Origin of the sequence: Adhaeribacter terreus (assembly GCF_042657365.1) — a bacterium.
GTDB classification, from domain to species: Bacteria; Bacteroidota; Bacteroidia; order Cytophagales; family Hymenobacteraceae; genus Adhaeribacter_A; species Adhaeribacter_A terreus.
The window spans coordinates 164756-186457 of sequence record NZ_JBHSKT010000002.1; the positions used below are offsets into that span (position 1 = coordinate 164756).

At 43.0% G+C, this 21702-nt stretch carries 16 protein-coding genes; all 16 read left to right on the plus strand.

Annotated elements, in window-relative coordinates; genetic code table 11:
• The first annotated feature begins 16 nt into the window (after positions 1-16).
• On the plus strand, positions 17-1441 hold the full coding sequence (nrfD, locus tag ACFPIB_RS03660) for an NrfD/PsrC family molybdoenzyme membrane anchor subunit (protein WP_378016073.1): 1425 nt from the start codon (positions 17-19) through the stop codon (positions 1439-1441).
• Complete coding sequence (locus tag ACFPIB_RS03665) at positions 1434-1961, plus strand: DUF3341 domain-containing protein (protein ID WP_378016074.1); 528 nt, start codon at positions 1434-1436, stop codon at positions 1959-1961. Before nrfD ends, ACFPIB_RS03665 begins: the two co-directional genes overlap by 8 nt.
• Positions 1961-2653: a c-type cytochrome gene (locus tag ACFPIB_RS03670; protein WP_378016075.1), complete on the plus strand. Its 693-nt coding sequence runs from the start codon at positions 1961-1963 to the stop codon at positions 2651-2653. Before ACFPIB_RS03665 ends, ACFPIB_RS03670 begins: the two co-directional genes overlap by 1 nt.
• Before the next feature lie 78 nt (positions 2654-2731).
• Positions 2732-3958 (plus strand): quinol:cytochrome C oxidoreductase, encoded by a 1227-nt coding sequence (locus ACFPIB_RS03675; protein ID WP_378016076.1) that lies wholly within the window; start codon positions 2732-2734, stop codon positions 3956-3958.
• 23 nt (positions 3959-3981) lie between these two features.
• Positions 3982-5076, plus strand: a complete 1095-nt coding sequence (locus ACFPIB_RS03680; protein ID WP_378016077.1) for a cytochrome c oxidase subunit II — start codon at positions 3982-3984, stop codon at positions 5074-5076.
• A gap of 18 nt (positions 5077-5094) precedes the next feature.
• Positions 5095-6927, plus strand: coding sequence for a cytochrome c oxidase subunit I (locus ACFPIB_RS03685; RefSeq protein WP_378016078.1), 1833 nt, complete (start codon positions 5095-5097; stop codon positions 6925-6927).
• A 473-nt stretch (positions 6928-7400) separates the two neighbouring features.
• Positions 7401-8297 carry a heme o synthase gene (cyoE, locus tag ACFPIB_RS03690; RefSeq protein WP_378016079.1) on the plus strand — a complete coding sequence of 299 codons (897 nt, stop codon included), beginning with the start codon at positions 7401-7403 and terminating at the stop codon, positions 8295-8297.
• Positions 8297-8908 carry a cytochrome c oxidase subunit 3 gene (locus tag ACFPIB_RS03695; protein WP_378016080.1) on the plus strand — a complete coding sequence of 204 codons (612 nt, stop codon included), beginning with the start codon at positions 8297-8299 and terminating at the stop codon, positions 8906-8908. Before cyoE ends, ACFPIB_RS03695 begins: the two co-directional genes overlap by 1 nt.
• Positions 8909-8958: 50 nt before the next feature.
• Positions 8959-9702 (plus strand): cytochrome c oxidase subunit 3, encoded by a 744-nt coding sequence (locus ACFPIB_RS03700; protein ID WP_378016081.1) that lies wholly within the window; start codon positions 8959-8961, stop codon positions 9700-9702.
• 150 nt (positions 9703-9852) lie between these two features.
• Positions 9853-10197 carry a cytochrome C oxidase subunit IV family protein gene (locus tag ACFPIB_RS03705; RefSeq protein ID WP_378016082.1) on the plus strand — a complete coding sequence of 115 codons (345 nt, stop codon included), beginning with the start codon at positions 9853-9855 and terminating at the stop codon, positions 10195-10197.
• Positions 10198-10199: 2 nt separating this feature from the next.
• Positions 10200-10871 carry an SCO family protein gene (locus ACFPIB_RS03710; protein WP_378016083.1) on the plus strand — a complete coding sequence of 224 codons (672 nt, stop codon included), beginning with the start codon at positions 10200-10202 and terminating at the stop codon, positions 10869-10871.
• Positions 10861-11397: a DUF420 domain-containing protein gene (locus ACFPIB_RS03715; protein WP_378016084.1), complete on the plus strand. Its 537-nt coding sequence runs from the start codon at positions 10861-10863 to the stop codon at positions 11395-11397. The genes ACFPIB_RS03710 and ACFPIB_RS03715 overlap by 11 nt, the downstream gene beginning before the upstream one ends.
• Before the next feature lie 36 nt (positions 11398-11433).
• Positions 11434-11691, plus strand: a complete 258-nt coding sequence (locus ACFPIB_RS03720) for a hypothetical protein (RefSeq protein WP_378016085.1) — start codon at positions 11434-11436, stop codon at positions 11689-11691.
• 206 nt (positions 11692-11897) lie between these two features.
• On the plus strand, positions 11898-15590 hold the full coding sequence (locus ACFPIB_RS03725; RefSeq protein ID WP_378016086.1) for a sensor histidine kinase: 3693 nt from the start codon (positions 11898-11900) through the stop codon (positions 15588-15590).
• A gap of 1 nt (position 15591) precedes the next feature.
• Positions 15592-19050 carry a hypothetical protein gene (locus tag ACFPIB_RS03730; protein WP_378016087.1) on the plus strand — a complete coding sequence of 1153 codons (3459 nt, stop codon included), beginning with the start codon at positions 15592-15594 and terminating at the stop codon, positions 19048-19050.
• 540 nt (positions 19051-19590) lie between these two features.
• Complete coding sequence (locus ACFPIB_RS03735; protein ID WP_378016088.1) at positions 19591-21516, plus strand: TonB-dependent receptor plug domain-containing protein; 1926 nt, start codon at positions 19591-19593, stop codon at positions 21514-21516.
• The last annotated feature ends 186 nt before the right edge of the window (positions 21517-21702 follow it).

Below are 21702 nucleotides of genomic sequence, written 5' to 3' on the forward strand. Positions count from 1 at the left end.
ACTTAATTATAGAATTATGCAGCACGTATCTCCTATAAGAGAGCCTTTAGTAACCGGCGGGAAAACGTACCATGACATTACGCACGACATTAGTCGTCACGTAGAGTCGAAGCCGAATATGCGCTGGGCTGCCGCCCTGGCCGTATCGCTGTTTTTCCTGGGCGTTTTCATTTATTCCGTTTACCGCACCCTTTGGTATGGAATCGGGGAGTGGGGTTTGAATAAAACCGTAGGCTGGGCCTGGGATATTACCAACTTCGTATGGTGGGTAGGTATTGGTCACGCAGGTACTCTTATTTCTGCTATCCTTTTGCTTTTCCGTCAGAAATGGAGAAGCTCTATTAACCGCGCAGCAGAAGCGATGACCATTTTTGCGGTTATCTGTGCAGCGATGTTCCCAGTACTTCACATGGGCCGGCCATGGTTAGCTTACTGGGTACTTCCTTTACCAAATACTTTTGGTTCTCTGTGGGCAAACTTTAACTCCCCGCTGCTTTGGGACGTTTTTGCGATCTCAACTTACTTTTCAGTATCATTAGTATTCTGGTATATTGGTTTAGTTCCTGATTTCGCTACTATTCGTGACCGTGCAAAAGGACCAATTGCTAAAACTGTTTATGGTATGCTTAGCTTAGGCTGGGTAGGTTCAGCCAAACACTGGTCTCGCTACGAAACAGTTTCCCTGATCTTAGCAGGTGTTTCTACACCACTGGTACTTTCGGTTCACACAATTGTATCAATGGACTTTGCAACTTCAGTTATTCCAGGCTGGCACACTACAATTTTCCCTCCTTACTTCGTTGCGGGTGCGATCTTCTCAGGTTTCGCAATGGTACTTACGCTGATGATCATCACGCGTAAAACTTTCAAACTGGAAGATTATATTACTTTGGAACACGTAGAGTCAATGAACAAGGTAATTATCCTTACCGGTTCGATTGTAGGTGTAGCTTATATTACTGAATTCTTTATTGCTTGGTACTCAGGTGTAGAATACGAACAATATGCTTTCATTAACCGGGCAACTGGTCCTTACTGGTGGGCATACTGGAGCATGATGACCTGTAACGTAATTACGCCTCAGCTATTCTGGTTCCGTTCTATCCGTCGGAGCTTAACAGCAACCTTTATCATTTCGATCTTCGTGAATATTGGTATGTGGTTCGAGCGTTTCGTAATTATCGTTACTTCGCTTCACCGCGATTACCTGCCTTCGAGCTGGGCAATGTTCTCTCCAACTATTATTGATATTGGAGTATACGTTGGTACCATGGGCTTATTCTTTACTTTGTTCCTGTTATTTGCTAAATATTTCCCGGTAATTAACATGTTTGAAGTTAAAACAATCCTGAAATCATCTTCCGGCGTTGCACATCCAACGCATCATACCTCGATGCATGCTAACGACCCTCAACACATTAACCATCCAAAACATGACTAATAAAAAATATGTCCTCGGCGTTTTCGATGATGAAGAAGTTTTGCTTCACGCGATACCGAATGTAAGGGCTGCCGGAACAAAAATTTACGAATGCTATACGCCGTTTCCGATCCACGGTATAGATGATGCTTTAGGCATTGAACGTTCAAAATTACCTATAGCAGCCTTCTTTTTAGGTTGCTGCGGTCTGGCTTTCGCCTTATGGTTACAGATCTACACATTAGGTGTTGACTGGCCAATGATTATCGGTGGTAAACCACATATTGCATTACCGGCATTTATTCCGGTTTCTTTTGAGCTTACTGTTTTCTTTACTGCTCATGGTATGGTAATCACATTCCTGACTATATCCGGGTTGTATCCTAAAATTAATACGCCGGTAATGGATCCCCGCTCAACAGATGATAAATTTGTAATGGCTATTGAAGTAAAAGAAGGAAAAACGGATATGGCACAATTAAGCAACCTGCTCCGCACGAATGGTGCAGTAGAAGTTAACGAGAAGGAGGTAATAGCATAATGAATAAGTTTTATAAAACAGGCCTCCAGGTATCTGCTATTCTTTTTTCTTCTGTTTTAATGGTTGCCTGCGATATTAATGCGCAAGCTGACCGTGATATGAGTAACGATCCGGGTTCGGAATATGCACCCCAAATGTATAATTCTATCCCATACGAATCGCTAAAGCAAGAGGAAGATAATAAATATAATCCGGGTGGTATGAATATGCGGGTTCCGGCTCGTAACACTATTGCTCGCGGGAAAATGGCATTTATCGACCATTCTGCAGATTCAAGTAATATGGATGTAATGGGAGCTGGCCTGGTAAATCCAGTGCACTCTAACGCTGCTGTTCTTGAAGATGGTAAGATTCTTTATACACGCATGTGTGCCCACTGCCACGGTGAAAGTGGTGCAGGTGATGGTTTAGTTGCTCCTAAGTTTAAAGGTGTTGCAAACCTTACTTCCGCCGGTATCAAAGTAAAATCTGAAAGCCATATTTACCAGGTAATTACCAAAGGAAAAGGTCGGATGATGCCACACAACACGCAGGTGAATCCTGAAGAACGTTGGAAAATTGCCATGTATGTAAAACAGGTAATTCAAGGCGAAGGTGCTCCAGCTGAAAGTGTTGATCAGGCTGGTTCTGCTGATAAAACAAATGCTTCTGCGGATGTAAATTCCAATGAATCTACTAACCCAGTTAAGTAATTAGAAGGATAAACGATTTTAATAATGATTGCAGAAGAAAGACTCATTATTCCAAAAAAGACAAGTAACCGGTTCCTGATGATGATCGGTCTGGGGCTTGTACTCTTGGTGCTTGGTGTAATATTAATGATGACGGCAGGTCCTGCGCATCACGATGCTCATGGGGCAGCGGCTTCGGGCCATCATGCAGTTACCTGGTACGAACGTTTGATGTCCAACCTTTGGTTAAACAGCGTTTATTTCACAGGTATTGCAGTAGTAGGTTTGTTTTTTACTACAGTACAGTATGTAGCTTATGCCGGTTGGTCTGTATTGATTAAGCGTGTTTTAGAAGCTTTAGCATATTTCCTTCCTGTTGGTGGGGTGATTATGATCCTGGTATTTCTTTTACCAATTGTTTTTACAGGTCACAACCCACTTTTTCACTGGACAGACCATACTTTATATGAAGTAGGTCATGAAAATTACGATCCAATTATTGCTGGTAAAGCAGGTTTCCTGAACTTGCCTTTTTACGCGATCCGGATGGTTGCATATTTCGTTCTCTGGATCTTTTTTGCCTGGTGGTTACGTAAGCAATCTGTTGCAGAAGATCTTAATGGAGGTTTAACTTATTACGATAAAAGCATCCGTATTTCTGCAATGTTCCTGGTAGTATTTGGTGTGACTTCATCATTATCAGCCTGGGATTGGGTACTTTCAATTGATACGCACTGGTTCTCTACCATGTTTGGCTGGTATGTATTTGCAAGCTGGTTTATTTCTGGTTTAGCTGCTACTACGCTTACTGTAATTCTGTTGAAGCAGGCTGGTTACATGAAAATGGTTAATGCTAACCACTTACATGACCTTGGTAAATTTGTGTTTGCTTTCAGTATTTTCTGGACATATGTTTGGTTCTCACAGTTTATGTTGATTTGGTATGCAAACATGCCGGAAGAAGTTGGTTACTTTACCGAACGCTTAGGAGGTTATGGCGGACATTATACCTGGATCTTCTTCACGAACCTGGTTGTAAACTTCGCTTTCCCATTCCTGGTATTAATGACTCGTGATGCTAAGCGTCAGATGATCATGCTGAAAATTGTATGTATAGTGGTTCTGTTTGGTCACTGGTTAGATTTCTACCTGATGATTATGCCTGGTACTTTACGTGGCGAAAGCGGTTTCGGCTTGATTGAACTGGGTACTGCATTAACGTTCTTAGGTTTATTCCTGGTTCGTTTCACCAAAGGCCTTACCAGTGCTTCGCTTGTTCCGGTTAATCACCCATTCCTGGAAGAAAGTATCCATCATCACGTTTAGAATAAGATTTAAAGCGATATATAATGATTAACTTAGCTGTAGCCATATCAGTACTCTTAGTAGTAGTGGTATTAGTTTTACTGTTTAGAATTCAGACTCTGGCTTCCATTTTTACGGGTAGTTCGCAAAAACGCGTTAGCCATAGCAATAAAGTAAATGCATTATTAATGCTGTTATTCCTGTTGGTTGGCGGCGCTGCATTTATTTGGTCCTGGGTTAAAGATCAGGATAAATTTATTCTTCCGGTTGCATCTGAACACGGTGTATGGATAGATGAAATGTTCTGGCTGACCATGGTGATTTTGGGTATTGTGTTTGTAATTACCCAAATATTACTTTTCTGGTATTCTTACAAATTCCAGCACCGCGATGACAAGCGCGCTTACTTTTTCCCGCACAACAATAAGCTTGAAATTTTCTGGACAGTTATTCCAGCAATTGTAATGGCTATATTGGTTTTCAGAGGCTGGAAAACCTGGACTACTATTACCAATCCTGCTCCTGAAGATGCTGTTGTTGTTGAAGTTGTTGGTAAGCAATTTAACTGGATGGTTCGTTACCCTGGTGCTGATAACAAACTTGGAAAAGTAAAGCACACGCTGATCGATGGTACCAACGAACTTGGTATGGACTTTTCAGATAAGGCTTCAATGGACGATTTCATTGTGAATGAGATCCATATTCCGAAAGGCAAGCCGGTTCTGTTCAAAATCAGATCACGCGATGTAACGCACAGTTTCTACATTCCATATTTCCGCGCCCAAATGCACGCTGTACCAGGTATGCCAACTAAATTCTGGTTAGTACCTACTAAATCTACAGCAGATATGGCAAACGAAGTTGGAAATCCTGATTTTAAATACGAATTGGTTTGTAACCAGATCTGCGGACGTGGTCACTTTGCAATGCGCGCAGTGATCGTGGTAGATGAGCCGGAAGATTACGAAGCTTGGGTTGCTAAACAGAAATCTTTCATTGAGTCGAACCCAGATTTATTGACTAACATGAAAGGCTCTGTGCCAGCTTTAAAAGCTGCACCGGCAATAGAAACTGAAACACCTGGCGATAAAGCTGCTGAGAATGCAGAAGAAATTGTTAAGGAAGAAGCTACTTTATAAGAAATAATTACAAGTATTATGGCGAATACAAATATTACAGCAGATACAGACGTGCACGCGGCACATGCTCATCATGAGCATGATGATCATCACGATGAGCACTGGCTTTTCAAATACGTCTTCAGCCAGGATCATAAAATGATTGCCAAGCAATTCCTGATCATGGGTATTTTCTGGGCTTTCATTGGTGGTTCTTTATCAAGTTTATTCAGAATTCAGTTAGGCTGGCCTGAAGCATCTTTCTCATGGTTAGAGCCAATTCTTGGACAGTGGGTTGAAGGTGGTAAACTTAACCCTGAGTTTTTCCTGGCTTTGGTTACGATGCACGGTACCATCATGGTATTCTTCGTATTAACTGCTGGTTTGAGCGGTACTTTCAGTAATTTCCTGATTCCGTTACAGATCGGTGCCCGTGATATGGCTTCCGGTTTTATGAACATGCTTTCTTTCTGGTTCTTCTTCCTGTCCAGCATTATCATGTTCTTTTCCTTGTTCCTGCAAACTGGCCCAGCTGCAGCTGGCTGGACGATTTACCCGCCATTAAGTGCTTTGCCTCAGGCTATGCCAGGTTCGGGTGCAGGTATGACCTACTGGCTGATCTCAATGGCTTTGTTCATTATTTCACAGTTATTGGGTGGCGTAAACTATATTACTACCGTAATTAACTTGCGTACCCGCGGTATGTCTATGACGAAGATGCCTTTAACAATCTGGGCTTTCTTCCTTACCGCAGTTTTAGGTTTGCTTTCTTTCCCGGTTTTATTCGCAGCAGCGTTATTACTTATTTTTGACCGTAGCTTTGGTACCAGTTTCTATCTATCTGATATCTATGTTGCCGGTCAGGCTTTATCAAACACTGGTGGTAGCCCGATCTTATTCCAGCACTTATTCTGGTTCCTGGGTCACCCGGAAGTTTATATCGTAATTCTTCCTGCTATGGGTATCGTATCGGAAGTATTAGCGACCAACGCCCGTAAGCCAATTTTCGGTTACCGTGCTATGATCGGTTCTATTTTCGGTATTGCGGTACTTTCTCTGGTTGTATGGGCTCACCACATGTTCGTATCAGGGATGAATCCGTTCCTAGGCTCGGTATTCATGTTCTTAACGCTGATTATTGCGGTTCCTTCGGCGGTTAAAGTATTTAACTGGCTGGCAACGCTGTGGCGTGGTAATATCGTCTTCACTACGGCCATGCTTTATGCTATTGGTTTCGTATCGATCTTCATTTCCGGTGGTCTGACGGGTATTTTGCTGGGTAACTCAGCTGTAGATATTCAGTTACACAACACTTATTTCGTAGTAGCTCACTTCCACTTAGTAATGGGTAGTGCTGCTTTCTTCGGTATGTTCTGTGGCGTTTACCACTGGTTCCCTAAAATGTTCGGCCGGATGATGGATGAGAAACTGGGATATGTTCACTTCTGGTTAACTTTCTTAGGTGTTTATCTGGTATTTATTCCAATGCACTATGTGGGTATTGCTGGTTTCCCACGTCGTTATTATTCATTCACCGCTTTTGAAACTTTTTCTCAGTTTGCTGACCTGAATACATTCATTAGTGCGGCGGCTATCCTGGCGTTCTTAGGACAGTTTATTTTCCTATTTAACTTTATTTACAGCATTTTCCGTGGCAGACGCGCAAGCATGAACCCATGGCACTCAAATACGCTTGAGTGGACTACTCCGGTTATTCCGGGTCACGGAAACTGGCCGGGCGAAATTCCAGCTGTTTATCGTTGGCCATATGATTACAGCAAGCCGGGTGCAGCCGAAGACTTTATTCCGCAAACGGTACCGTTCTCACAAACGGAGTCTTCTAACCTGCCAAACGAAAGAGATTTTGAATAATCCTTCAGGCATTTTATTGAATTTTTAAGCGAATGACAGACTTTGAACTTGTTTCGAAGTCTGTCATTTGACTGAATGGGCTTTCGGTTTTCTGACTTTTAGAGGTAAAAAGCATACCGTTTTTCGGTAATTGTCTGGACAGTTGGTTAATTCTAGCATTTGAGGTTATTGTTTTTTACCATTGACTTTTTAGGCTTGGAAGCGTACCGTTTTAGCGGATTGTATTGGATTGAGCATGTACCTGAAGCAGGTCAGTGAACATGCTTATTTTGCAGATTGTATAATAGTTCATTGGTATTACCCGGTTGCTTCGATCTTAATAGTAAGTTTTTTGAAATACTGTTGTAATATTTAAACCGGTAGGGATTTTTAATGGATTGTTTGCAGTAAAGAGTTCAGATTTACAATTTTATAACGTAATTTTACGCCACGAAATTTATTGCAGAAATGCCGGTAGAGCCCAAGAGAAAGATATGTTGACGCAGCGAATAGAAGAGGAAGTTTCCGTTTCAGGTTTTGGACATAAAGCAATCGCTTATTTTCAATTATTGAAGTTCCGATTGTCTCTTACAATCGCTTTTTCCTGTGCGATCGGTTATTTGCTTGGTAGCCCGGAAAGAGATTGGTTCCAGGTTTTTCTTGTTGTGATCGGTGGCTTACTGGTTACGGGAGCTGCAAACATTATCAACCAGATCATTGAGAAAGACCATGATAAGTTGATGAAGCGGACTGCTAAAAGACCGTTACCAACCAACGCTCTTTCCAGAAAAGAAGCCGCTATATTTTGCATTTTTCTTGCTGTAAGCGGCTCCGTATTAATGGCTGTGAATTTTAACCTCATCAGCGCCGTTTTTTCTCTGCTTTCCCTGATTCTTTACGGTTTTGTTTATACACCGCTTAAACGTATTTCTCCGATCTGTGTATTTGTAGGTGCATTTCCTGGTGCTTTTCCTCCCCTGATTGGCTGGGTGGCAGCAACCGGCGTTCTTTCTACTGAAGCCTGGGTGTTGTTCGGAATTCAATTTATCTGGCAGTTTCCGCATTTCTGGGCAATTGCCTGGGTGTTGGATGATGATTATAAAAAAGCAGGGTTTAAAATGCTGCCCATGGCAGGAGGAAAGAACCTGAAAACGGCTTTTCAGATCATGATCTATACGCTGCTTCTAATTCCTTTGGGAATGTTGCCGCTACAGTTAGGAATGACGGGAAAAACTTCAGCCATAATTGCAGTAGTTTGCGGGGTTCTATTTCTAATGCAGACGCTTTACTTAATGCAAACCTGTTCCAAGAAAGCAGCTATGAATATTATGTTTGGTTCGTTTTTATACTTGCCGATCGTGCAGATTGCTTATGTTTTAGATAAAATTTAATGACCATGATGTCTCAATCTTTAGATCATACATTAGCGGCAAATTTTGCTGCGAAACCTGTTGACAGAACGCTTCCGCTCAGAATGCTTACCTGGCTTTTGATCGTAAGTGTCATTATGTTGTTTGCAGCTTTTACCAGTGCTTACATCGTACGTCGTTCAGAAGGTAACTGGCAGGAATTCGAATTTCCGGCTGGTTTGCTTTGGAATACAATTGTTATTGCGTTAAGCAGTGTTGCCATGCAAATTGCTTATTTTGCGGCTAAAAAAGATAAATTTGGTACTCTAAAATTTACTTTGTTTCTTACTTTTGCATTGGGTATCGTTTTTCTGGCCGGTCAATGGTTTGTGTGGGAAGACCTGGTTGCGAATAAGATCTTTTTTGGGGGGAATAATGCTAATCCTTCCGGCTCTTTTATTTATGTATTAACCGGCGTGCATGGTTTTCACCTGATCACCGGTTTAGTTTTCCTTTTGATTATATTACTTTCGACCTTTAAATTTAAGGTACATGCTAAAAATATGCTGAGCATAGAATTATGCACTACGTATTGGCATTTTTTAGGAGGACTCTGGATTTATCTTTACGTTTTTTTAACCATCTTTAAATAATTAACAGCCGTAAAACATAAAATTTTAAAACGAATACGAATTACTAAACTATGAACACAACAACACTGGAGCAGCCACGCACAGGAACCTGGGACGGCGGCAACGAGCCATTCAAGGCCAGCTACGGAAAGCTAATGATGTGGTTTTTCCTTTTATCGGATACCTTCACCTTTGCGGCTTTTCTTACCACTTATGGCTTTATCCGTCACAGTCACCATGCTTTTACCGGAAGCCACGATACCTTTAAATTTTCTTTAGATTACTGGCCTGTTCCTGATAAAGTATTCAATGCTTTCCCTGGTTTACACGGTATGGATCTGCCACTAGCTTTCGTAGCTTTGATGACCATGATCCTGATTTTAAGTTCGGTAACCATGGTACTTGCAGTGGAAGCTGGTCATCGTATGGATCAAAAAGATGTTCAGAAATGGTTATTATGGACTATTTTATTTGGTACCTGCTTTATTGGTAGCCAGGCATGGGAATGGACCCACTTTATTCATGGTACGGATGCCGGTATGACCCTGATTGATGGCACAAAGATCTTTGGCGCTAATCTGGTTCAAAACCAATACGGACCTCCATTGTTTGCTGACCTGTTCTTCTTCATTACCGGTTTCCACGGTACGCACGTATTGTCTGGTATTGTATTGCTGATCATCATTTTCATTAATACTGTAAACGGTACGTACGAACGTCGCGGACATTATGAAATGGTTGAGAAAGTTGGTTTATACTGGCACTTTGTAGATTTAGTGTGGGTATTTGTTTTTACCTTCTTCTATCTGGTTTAATTTTATTAGTAATTAAAAATTAAGAATTAGAAATGAATTAATGATTAAGAATTAATAGTACCAAAACGATAGGGTTTCAGGTTGAAAACTCAAATTCTCCGGTTTAGAAGATTATTAATTCTTAATTATTAATTCTTAATTAATAAGACTATGGCTTCACATTCCCATCACGATTCACATCATGAGCCAGGCGTTATTCCGCCGGCTCAGACCAAAGCGATCTGGCGTACATTTATTGTGCTTTGCGTTTTAACGGCTATCGAGTTTGCTTTTGCTTTTGCAATGGAACCTAGTATGCTGCGGAACAGTATTTTTATTATTCTTACTATTTTTAAAGCCTTCTTTATTGTGGCTGAATTCATGCACTTAAAGCATGAAACAAAAAGCCTGATCTGGACGATCATGATCCCAACTTCTTTGCTGATCTGGTTACTGATTGCCCTGATTACTGAAGGTACTTCTGTAGGCGATTATATTTTTACTTATTTTAAATAACTATGAATACCAAAAAGGTACTGTTTTTAGGGTTACTATTAATAGTACCTGTTTTGGTGTTTTTGTTACTGAAAGGCTTAGGATCTAATCATTACGATCTGCGTTATTTTTATCCGGAAGTTACGGATGAAGGTGAAGCCCTGGTTCAAAAAGGCGATACTGTTTTCCGGAAAGTTCCTGATTTTAAGTTAATATCGCAGGAAGGAAAAACCGTTACGCAACGCGACCTGGATGGTAAAATCTATGTCGCTAACTTTATTTTTACATCCTGCCAGGGCATTTGTAAGAAAATGACTTCCCAAATGACCCGGGTACAGGATCGTTTTAAGAATGACTCTTCTATAAAGATCGTTTCATACACAGTTGACCCCGAACGGGATTCTGTAGAAACGCTTCAGCAATATGCTTCCCTGTATAATGCCGACCCTAAGATGTGGTATTTCCTTACAGGACCTAAAAAAGAAATTTACGATCTGGCCCAGCACGGGTATTTATTACCGGTACAGGAAAGTAGCGACGGTACTGTTGATTTTGTTCATAGCGAAAAATTCATGCTTATAGACAAGGATAAACACGTGCGCGGTATTTACGATGGTACCATTCAGAAAGACGTGGACCGCCTGATCACTGAAATTACGGTGCTGCAGCATGCGTATAAACAAAATGAAAAATAACGATTCCCGTTACCTCGCTTTAATTGCCGTTCTTTCCATTGCTGTACCGGTTTTAGTGGCTTATTTGTTTTACATGCCTAAATCGGGCGATACTACACCGGTAAACGTTTCTTTTCTTCCGAAACTTCATGCCATTTTAAATTCCTTAACGGCATTAGCGCTTATTACGGGGTTCTATTTTATAAAGAAAGGGAATCAGGTTGCACACCGCGCCGCTATGTTCACCGCTTTTGTACTTTCATCCCTTTTCCTGATCTCTTACGTAACCTATCATTATTTCGGGCAATCTACGGCTTATGGGGGAGAAGGAATTATGCGGAGTATTTATTTCTTTATTCTTTTAACGCATATAATTCTGGCGGCGGTAATTGTGCCACTTGTTTTGCTTACTATTTATTTTGCCATATCCGGTCAGTTCCGTAAACATACCCGTTTTTCCCGCTGGACATTTCCAATTTGGTTATATGTGTCGGTTTCTGGAGTTCTGGTTTATTTAATGATCTCGCCGTATTATAATTTTAATTAGCACTAATTTTTATAGAAATTTTTTAAAAGGTCGATTATGAAAAAGTATATTCAGGCGGTTTTTTTTAGCTTATTTCTGGCCGTTTCTTTAAGCTTATTTTCAGTGGATGCTAATGCTCAGGGTTGCGTAATGTGCCGGGCGCAGGTTGGTGAGAATAAAGATAACGACCATGCCAAAAAGGTAGGAACGAGTCTTAATACCGGTATCCTTTACCTGGTTTCCATTCCTTATATATTGGTAGGAACCGTGGGCTTTTTATGGTACCGTCAGAATAAGAAAAACCAGGCTGCTTAATTCTTATTAAGTTAACCTTTACTTTTCAGGACTAAAACCATAGCGTTTTCTATTCGTTTTTCGTTTGCAGTTCAGGCTGTTTAGGAAAACGAATAGAAAACGCTATGGTTTTTCTGTGTAAAACTGCTTGTTTCTTAAATTAAGCCATTGTTTTTACGAATTGCATGGTTTTTGTTTAACTTGGCCTGTAACTCATTTCCTGCGCGTTGAATCTTACTCCCAAAACTTTTATTCTGATAATCAGCGTTCTGCTAAGCTTGATGTTTGGCTCGCTTTTTCACCGGCCGTCCGGCGTAGGTTTACTTACTTCTGAAGAATCGGTATCGAAGGTGGAAGTGAAGATCGATTCTGTGCTGGCCCGCGCAAATCGCAGCGCTAAACATTTAGAAGGTGAGTTACTGGCCGGTAATCATGATTTCAAAAATTTACTGACACATACGCAATACCCGACGTTTATTTTTGAAAGCGGTAAACTGCTTTTCTGGTCCGATAATTCTACGCTTTCTGATTTTGAGAATATTTATGACCTGAAAGAAGAACAGTTGGTAGAGAATAAATTCGGGAAATTTCTGGTGGTAAAGCACCCCGTGGAACCTGATTTTTTAGTGCTGGTTTGCGTTCCGCTGGAGATAAATTATGGCATTAATAACCGCTACCTGGTTTCCGGCCTGAATCCAGATATTTTCGGCGACCTGAAAACGAGCCTGGTAGTGGATCTGGCGGCAAAGCTTCCGGAAATTTATTCGCCGCGCGGTAATTACTTATTCTCTATTCTCCCGATCAAAGATGATGTTGTAGCAGTTCAGCGTAATTTGCCGGCTTTTTTTCTTTTTTCAATAGCCGTGATTTTTACGGTTAGTTTACTGCATTCTTTCCGGAAACAATTGTGGGCAAAAGGTAAGCATTTGCGCGCGGTACTGTTTTTTATCTCCGGCATTCTGGTGCTCCGGATCGTACTGCTATTTTTTAATTTCCCTTCAGATATGCTGCGAATCGGGCTTTTTGACCCGAAATATTATGCTGCTTCTTTCTGGTCGCCTTCCATCGGTGATCTTTTGCTGAATGCGTCGCTGGTGCTGCTTATCGGTATTGAGCTGATAGGTTTGCAACGCAACAAAACGGATTGGTATACCAAACTTAAACTCAATGAAGAAAGTGCTATTTGGCTGAAGATCGTTACGTTGGTAGCATTTTACTTTCTGCTTTGGCTCATGTATCAATTTTATGTGAGCATTTACACTAACTCCCTGCTTGTGTTGGATATAACTCAAAGCCTGGATTTCGATTTTTATAAAATTGCGCTGCTTACCGGCATCCTGATCAATACAGCGGCTTTCATGTGCTTCAGTTATTTGCTCATGATCGCTTATTTCAGTTTGCCGCGCTTTTCGTTTTATCCGAGTTTGTTTGTGCTTTTCGGTTTGGCTTTCGTGTTCACGATCACCAATTTTATGGAGCTATCAGGTTCTTTCCTGGTATTTGCAGCGTTGCTTTTCACGGCCATTCTGCAGGTTTGGGAAGCACGCGTTACTAGTGATACACTTTTACCAGACCGCCAATACTTATTCGGGATCCTGATCGTGGCACTTAGTGCCTGGATCGGGAGTATGGCGCTTTTCCGGCATTACCATGAGCAGTTACAGGTACACAAACAGCAATTTGCTAAAACGCTGACCCAGGAAAACGACGTAGTGAGCGAGTTTTTGCTTGAAAAAGTTGCTACCGAAGTTCTGGCCGATCCACTGATTCGGAAGAAAATGTCTGGCGCGTTGGTAGATCCGGAATTCATTAAGCAGAAGATCCAGAAATATTACCTGCGCAATGATTTTGAGAAATACGAAACCGTAGTGAAAATATTCGACGTTGCGGGTAAACACATTGGTTCGGCAGATTCTATCAATTCGGTGGTGAAGCAGCGCATGTTGCTCGTTACCCGCGCTGAAAGAACCAGTTACCCGAATTTGTTTTTGTTGCGGTCTAATAACGAACTGAACAGCCGCAGCTACGTGAAAATTATTTCGGTGCCGGTTTCTAATAAAGCCAAAGCCACGATCATTATTGAATTGCATCCGAAAAAGCTTACGCCGCGCAGCGTAATTCCGGAATTGCTCGTCGATCAGAAATCTATTCAGCCGTTGCAATCTAAATCGCTGAGTTATGCCATTTATAAAGACAAGGAATTGCGCACCAGTGTCGGCGATTATGATTACGGTTACCAGTTCGACCCGACCTGGCTGGAAAGCGAGCGTATTTTTACTACCGGCCGCGAAGGCAAACGTCGCGATCACCTGGCAATCCGACAGGTGGAAAATACTGTGCTGGTTATTTCTACCAACAAGTATCTGCTAAGCGATATCTGGTCGAATTTTTCGTTTTTGTTCCTGCTGCATTTAGCCTTTTTCCTGACCGTATTAAGTATTTACCTGCTGGCAAGAGGCGAATTTTTTATGCGTTTCCGGTCCAATTTCAGTACCAAGATCCAGATATTCCTCAACTTCGGGATCTTTGTGCCCTTGCTGCTCATCAGTATTTCCATTGGCAGTTTAATTACCGATTCGTATCAGAAAGACCTTTCCGAAACCTACGAGAAACGCGGCCAACTCATTCAGGATAACTTAACAGCGGCCTTGAAAAACGGTACAGATTTTACCGATAAAACTCGTTTGGAAGGAATTCTGATCGATTTTTCGAATCTTTCGGAAGCGGATATCAACTTTTACAGCGCCGACGGAAAGCTGCAGGCCTCGAGCCAACCGCTTATTTTTGAAGCTGGCCTGCTTTCTAAACTCATTAATCCGCAGGCTTACGCGGCGCTTACCGAAGATAAAAAGAAGCATATTCTGGTAAACGAAAAAGCAGGCTTGCTTAATTTCAGTTCGCTTTACCTGCCGGTTTATGGCAACGGCAGCCAACGACTTTTAGGCTTCATTTCCCTACCGTTTTTCGATTCTGAAAAAGAGCTGAACATTAAACTGATCGAGCTGGCTACCACCATTCTCAATATTTTCACGCTCATGTTCATTGGGTTTATGGTGCTCACATATCTGGCGGCCCGCGTACTTACCGTGCCACTTAACCTGATAACCGAAAAACTGAAGCAAACTACTTTAACCGGCCAGAACGAACGCATTATTTATAATTCCAACGATGAGATCGGATTACTGGTGAAAGAATATAACCAGATGATCTCGAAGCTGGAAGAAAGTAAGGAAGAGCTGGCTGTAAAAGAAAAAGAAGCGGCTTGGCGTGAAATGGCGCGGCAAGTGGCTCACGAAATAAAGAATCCGCTAACGCCCATGAAGCTTTCGCTCCAATATCTGCAGAAAGCTATTGCCGAAAAACGGAATAATGTGGATGAGCTGATCAGTAAAATTTCCCAGACGCTTATTACCAATATTGATATTCTAAGCGATATTGCAACTTCATTTTCGTCGTTTACGGCTTTGCCGGAGCTTAAACCGGAACGCATAAACCTGGCCACCGTACTGAAGCGCAGCGTAGATCTGAACCATGACCCGTTAACGGCGAAGTTTGAAACCAGCCTGGCGGTGGATGATGTTCACGTAATGGCAGATGAAAAACTGTTGATGCGTACCTTTAATAATTTGTTTCTGAATGCGCTGCAGGCAATACCGGCGGGCCGCGAACCGTTTATTCAGGTAAGCCTGCGCGAAGTTCCGGGAAATAAAGTGCTGGTAAGCATAAAAGACAACGGTAGCGGCATTCCGGCGGAAGTGCAGGACAAAGTTTTTATTCCGAATTTCAGTACCAAATATTCAGGTTCGGGCATTGGTTTGGCAGTGGCTAAAAAAGGCATTGAAGGCGCCGGTGGCCGGATCTGGTTCGAAACCGTAGAAAACGAAGGCACCACATTCTTTATTGAACTACCTTTGGCGTGATATGCAAAAGCGGCTTAGCTTATTTTTTTTTCTTTTCCTGCTAAGTCAGTTCGCAATTGCCCAGATCTCGAGCCGGCGCTGTAAATGGGTGAAGGTTACCGAGAAGAGTTTTGCGCTCGATTCCCTTACCCTTTTACCCAATTCCGTTACGTTTTTCAACAACGCGCAGGAAGTCCTCGATTATACCTACGATGTAAATACCAACCAGTTCACGTTTAAAAATGTGCTCTGGGAAGACTCCATACTGGTTTGCTACCGGGTTTTGCCGCTTAATTTAGGCCGCCCATATTTCAAGCGCGATCTGCTCCGCATGGATTCCGTTTCCTTTGAAAGGGCTTATGCCTTTGAAGATTTTTCGGTGAAAGAAGAGCTTTTTAAAACGCCCGGCCTGAATAAAAGCGGTAGTTACACCCGCGGACTTTCTTTCGGCAATACCCAGAACGTTTTCGTGAATTCTGCGCTGAACTTACAACTGGAAGGAAAACTATCGGAAGACATCAACATCATTGCTTCGGTTACCGATCAGAATATTCCATTTCAGCCGGAAGGCAATACGCAGCAATTGCAGGAATTTGACCGGGTTTTTATTACGCTGCAACACAAACGCTGGGCACTTACCGGCGGCGACGTGGTTTTGCGGAATAAGCCATCCAACTTTCTGAGGTTCTATAAAAATGTGCAGGGCGGCGCGCTGGAAGTTTTTTCGGAACCGAACGAAAAGAAAAGCTCTACCACGACCATTGCCGCGGCAGTTGCTAAGGGAAAGTTTTCTTCGCAGAATATTACACCCATAGAAAGTGTGCAGGGACCTTACCGGCTCAATGGCATTGGCGGCGATAAATTCATTATCGTTCTGGCGAATTCGGAGAAAGTTTATCTGGACGGACGATTGTTGCAGCGCGGTTTCGATTATGATTACGTGATCGATTACAACCAGGCCGAAATTACCTTTACGCCCAAGTACCTTATTACCCGCAACACCCGCATCCGGGTAGATTTTGAATATTCGGACCAGAATTACAGCCGCAGTGTAACGCACGCCAGCCATTACCAAAGTTATAAGAATCTGAAATTTCAGCTGAATTATTATAACGAAAGCGATAACCCGAATAATCCGAACCAGGTAGATCTGAAGCAAAATCAGAAACGGCTGCTTTCCCAGATCGGCGATGATCTGAGTCAGGCGGTAGTTTCTGGCTCCGATTCGGTAGCGTTTGATGCCAAGCAGGTTTTATATGCGCGCCGGGATACGGTGGTGAACGGTGAAGTTTTCCAGATATTTATCTTCTCCCAGGATCCGGATTCGGCGCATTTTACGGTTCGGTTTTCTGATTTCGGAATTGGGAATGGTGATTATGTGCAGGAAAACACCTCGATAAACGGTCGGGTTTTTAAATGGGTAGCCCCTATAAACGGTGTTCGGCAAGGCCGATATTTACCGGTGCGACAGTTACCGTTACCCATTAAAAAGCAAATGATCACGGCGGGCGGCAGTTACCAGGTTACCAAAGAAACGGCTGTTTTTGCGGAATTTGCTACGTCGCAGTTCGACCGGAACCGTTTTTCGGAGCTGGATTCCGAAGATGATAAAGGGCGCGCCATGAAAGTTGGCTACGAAATGCTGGATAAAGTTATTCCGGCTTTAAAGAATTACCGCCTGCGCAGCACCCTCAATTACGAATATACCGACGCCGATTTTGAAGCCATTGACCGTTACCGGGACATAGAATTTGACCGCGACTGGAGTGTGAACACAGATACGGCGCGCCGCAACGATAATATTCTGAATTTTTCGGCGGGCCTTTTTAAAGACGAAAAGAACCTGGTGAACTACCGTATTTCGCGGCGCTACCGGCAGGGGCAGGTAGATGGTTTGCAGCATTGGGCCGATGTGGCGCAGCAATTTAATAAGCTGGAACTGAAAGGCAGTTTTTTCCTCCTAAACAATACCGTTTCGGAATCGAAAAGCGATTGGGTGCGCGGCGATGCGGGTTTTAAATACAATATGAAATACGTGGTGCCGGGTTATGTTTATCGTTTCGATAAAAACCGGCTTTCCTTAACCAGTGCGCCGGATTCGGTGATCGGTTCGGCAAATTTTTTCGATGAGCACGTATTTTTCCTGCAAAGCAACGATACTTCTGCCATACGCTACCGGCTCGATTATACCCGCCGCGACGACCGCCAGCCTATAAACGGTGAACTGCGCCCGCGCGATCTTTCGAACACGTACAATGCAACTTTGAACACGAGGTTGGGTGAATTTAATGACCTGAATTTGCTCTTGACCTACCGCGATGTAACTACCAGCGACACGATCAACGAGAATACAGTTTTATCGAAGATTGACTGGACCGGCGATTTCCTGGACCGGCATTTACGATCGGAATTGAGTTATGCGGTGGCCACCGGAAGGGAGCAGAAGCGGGAATATGTTTTTGTGGAAACGGTTCATGGCCAAGGCACGCATTACCTGCGTGAAGGCGGCGACCCGAAAAACCTGAACGATTATTTTGAAGCCCAAAGCCCGGAAATTGACCGCCGCACGCACATTAAAGTTTACCTGCCCACGGATGAATACGTTACGGCTTATTCCAACCAGTTTTCTTACCGTTTAAGCGGGTCGATGCCGCGGAACTGGGAAGGGCAGAAAGGCTGGCGGGATTTTGCTTCGCGGTTTAACTCGCTGACTTACATTAGCATCGATAAAAAAACGACGGATAAAAATATTCTGAACCGCCTGAATCCTTTCAGCCTGGATATTGAAGATCTGTTCCTGATCTCGCTGGCAAAATCTTTCCGGAATACGCTTTATTTTAACCGCAGCAACCCGAAATATGGTTTGGAATTTACTATGCAGCAAAGCCAGCAGAAAGTTCTTTTAAGCAACGGCACCGATACCCGCAACCAGAATACGCAAAGTTTTACGGCCCGGAATAACCTGAACGAAGTTCTGGCTTCGAAGGTACTTTTAGAGAGGAATATCCGCGAAAGCCAGTCGAGTTATTTAACTACCAAGAATTTCAAGATCGAAAGTTATACTGCCACGCCGGAATTAGCGTATCAGCCCACCACGAAACTGCGTTTCACGGGTAACTATTCGTTCTCTAGAAAGCAGAATTTGTTTGCACCTCAAACGGCTCCCGGCCAGGAACCCGGCGAACGGGAAGAAGCGGTTTTCCATGAATTAGGGCTTGATTCACGCCTGAGCCAGGTTAGCAAACGCACCGTAACTGCCACTATAAAATACATCCGCATCGGTTTTACCGGCGACGAAAATTCGGCGGTTGGTTACGAAATTCTGAATACGCTGCGGCCGGGAAATAATGCTACCTGGAATGTTTCGGTGCAGCAGCGTTTGAGTAATGGCCTGAATATTTCGCTGATCTACGATGGGCGGAAACCGAACGCGGTGCGCGCCGTGCATACCGGCCGGGCGCAGGTTTCAGTATTGTTTTAAGCGGCCGAAAAACGGTAGGGTATAAGCCTGAAAAAGTCACAGTTCTGTCAGATCCTCACTGCGGTTGATCAAATGAACATGAGAAAAAATTGCTCTCGCTGACTTTCAATTATTGTTAAGTTAGAGTTGGGATATTGTATTCGCCACGAAATATATAATAGTTATTGAATGTTAATTTTCGTTGGCGGATAATGCTTGATGTTATCTTAAATTTTTCCTGAAAAGAATAAATCCCTTTTCTACCTTTGAACCGAAATTCAAATGTATACCAAACGGATATTCTGAATAAATTTAAATAATACCTGTTCCCGCGATCAACCTGGTTTTTAAGGATAAACCAGTTTGCAATTAGTCTGGATAAGTGCCTGAAGTACAAAGGCATTTTAAAAAATAGCACCAGAATCTACCAGTAATCGCTTCGGGAAGCCATCTATGTTCCACTTCAACTCCATTTCTTTTAGCCTGGAAGTTAGCCGCGAAGTACGGTTAGCCCGCTAAGATATTGCTCAAAAAAATAATCTCTCACAAACCAATTTAATAATGCTTAAAAAAATTACGTTCTGCTTTACGCTAGGAGCGCTGCCTTTTATGGCTGTGCAGGCACAAGATGAGGCACAGCAAGGAGATTCTCTGCTTAGCCGTTTAGAAGAATCAAGAGGTGCGGGCAAACTGCTGAACGAGGTGATCATTCAGGAAAACCGCATTCAGTTGCCATTTGCGCAGCAGAACCGCAACATCCGCATCATCGATCAGGCTATGATCAAGACGTTGCCGGTACGTTCGGTAAATGAATTACTAAGCTACGTAGCCGGCGTAGATGTGCGTCAGCGCGGCCCGAAAGGCGTTCAAACCGACGTAAGTTTAGATGGAGGAACCTTCGACCAGACCTTGCTTTTGCTGAACGGCGTGAAAATTTCCGATCCGCAGACCGGCCACAACATGATGAATATTCCGGTGCTGCTGGATGCCATTGAAAGAATTGAAATTCTGCGGGGTTCGGCGGCCCGGATCTACGGTGTAAATGCGCTGACCGGAGCCATCAATATTATTACCAAAACGCCGGAAAAAACCGGTGTTTCTGCCCAGACTTATGCCGGAAGCAGCTTTAAGAAAGACGAAAGTAACGGCGATACTTATGCCAGTTACGGCGTGCAGGCTACCGGCGCATTTGTAAAAGCGAACAACAACCATGTATTGTCGCTGAGCCATGATGCCGGAAACGGGTACCGTTACAATACGGCTTATAAAAATCAGAAAGCGTTTTACCAGGGCAGTTTTTCAACCAAAAACCATAGCGAATTAGGCGTTTCCGGCGGGTTTATACGGAGTAATTTTGGCGCCAATGCCTTTTATGCCGCGCCTGGCGATAAGGAAGCAGAAGAAACCGTGGAAACTGCTTTGGCAGCTATTTCCTACAAAACCCGGATCAATGATTTCTGGATTTTGAAACCGCGCATTAGCTACCGCCACAATCAGGACGATTATCTGTATATAAAGCAAATGCCTGATAAATTTCACAACAACCATAAAAGCCAGACGCTGAACGCAGAACTGAATAATACGCTGGAAACCGGGATCGGAACGTTTGGTTTGGGCCTGGAGGCGCGCAAAGAAGATATTAACAGTACCAATTTAGGCGAGCGGGAACGAACCAATCTGGGCGTTTTCAGTGAATATAAATTCGATAAAGTAGAAAAACTGCTGGTAAATGTAGGAGCTTATACCAATTATAATTCCGATTACGGCTGGGAAGTTTTCCCGGGAATGGATGCCGGTTACGATGTTTACCAGAACTGGAAAGTATTTATGAATGTTGGTTCCGGCCAACGTTTGCCGACCTATACCGACCTCTATTACAAAGGCCCGACCAACATTGGGAACGACCAGCTAAAACCGGAAACCTCGAAATATGGAGAAGGCGGATTGAAATACAACAACCGGTTTTTATTCGTAAACGCCAGCTATTTTTACCGCCGCATCGATAATTTTATTGATTGGGTACGTAACGATCTCAGCCAGCCGTGGCAGCCGCAGAATTTTCAGCAGATAAACACGCAGGGCTACACGTTCAGCGCCGATTACCGTCCTTTTGGTGCAGAGCAGAATAGCCGTAATTTCAATTTTACCGCAGGCCTGGCTTACACGTATCTCGATCCTGAATTCCGGAAAACCGGAGAGCAATCGCAGAAAATATCGCGGTATGCGCTGGAAAGTTTACGAAACCAGCTTACAGCAACGGTTAATCTTGAATTATACCGTAATTTTAACGTAACGCTGGCTGCCCGCCATTGCGAACGCATCAATTACAAAACGTATACGCTGGTAGATTCCCGCCTGGAATTTAAAGCGAAATATTACAGCATTTATGCCGATGCAACCAACCTGATGGATGTAAGTTACATAGAAGCAGGCGCAGTGCCGATGCCGGGCCGTTGGTATAACCTGGGCTTACGGTTTTCGATGTAATTTCCAACATAAAAACGGTAGGGTTTTAAGTAGAAAAAGTGCTTTCAGGTAATGCTGAAAGCACTTTTTGTTTTATGAACTTCAGCTAACGAAAGGAAAACCGGTTAGTTGAAAAATTTCAGATAAGGAATTAAAAATATATTGCTGCTATTAGTTTTCAGGCTGAAAACCATACCGTTTTCTGAC

Bases quoted from the DNA above. Each gene is read 5' to 3' on its own strand.
- nrfD (WP_378016073.1), top strand. From the start codon at position 17: ATGCAGCACGTATCTCCTATAAGAGAGCCTTTAGTAACCGGCGGGAAA.
- ACFPIB_RS03665 (WP_378016074.1), top strand. From the start codon at position 1,434: ATGACTAATAAAAAATATGTCCTCGGCGTTTTCGATGATGAAGAAGTT.
- ACFPIB_RS03670 (WP_378016075.1), top strand. From the start codon at position 1,961: ATGAATAAGTTTTATAAAACAGGCCTCCAGGTATCTGCTATTCTTTTT.
- ACFPIB_RS03675 (WP_378016076.1), top strand. From the start codon at position 2,732: ATGATGATCGGTCTGGGGCTTGTACTCTTGGTGCTTGGTGTAATATTA.
- ACFPIB_RS03680 (WP_378016077.1), top strand. From the start codon at position 3,982: ATGATTAACTTAGCTGTAGCCATATCAGTACTCTTAGTAGTAGTGGTA.
- ACFPIB_RS03685 (WP_378016078.1), top strand. From the start codon at position 5,095: ATGGCGAATACAAATATTACAGCAGATACAGACGTGCACGCGGCACAT.
- cyoE (WP_378016079.1), top strand. From the start codon at position 7,401: ATGTTGACGCAGCGAATAGAAGAGGAAGTTTCCGTTTCAGGTTTTGGA.
- ACFPIB_RS03695 (WP_378016080.1), top strand. From the start codon at position 8,297: ATGACCATGATGTCTCAATCTTTAGATCATACATTAGCGGCAAATTTT.
- ACFPIB_RS03700 (WP_378016081.1), top strand. From the start codon at position 8,959: ATGAACACAACAACACTGGAGCAGCCACGCACAGGAACCTGGGACGGC.
- ACFPIB_RS03705 (WP_378016082.1), top strand. From the start codon at position 9,853: ATGGCTTCACATTCCCATCACGATTCACATCATGAGCCAGGCGTTATT.
- ACFPIB_RS03710 (WP_378016083.1), top strand. From the start codon at position 10,200: ATGAATACCAAAAAGGTACTGTTTTTAGGGTTACTATTAATAGTACCT.
- ACFPIB_RS03715 (WP_378016084.1), top strand. From the start codon at position 10,861: ATGAAAAATAACGATTCCCGTTACCTCGCTTTAATTGCCGTTCTTTCC.
- ACFPIB_RS03720 (WP_378016085.1), top strand. From the start codon at position 11,434: ATGAAAAAGTATATTCAGGCGGTTTTTTTTAGCTTATTTCTGGCCGTT.
- ACFPIB_RS03730 (WP_378016087.1), top strand. From the start codon at position 15,592: ATGCAAAAGCGGCTTAGCTTATTTTTTTTTCTTTTCCTGCTAAGTCAG.
- ACFPIB_RS03735 (WP_378016088.1), top strand. From the start codon at position 19,591: ATGCTTAAAAAAATTACGTTCTGCTTTACGCTAGGAGCGCTGCCTTTT.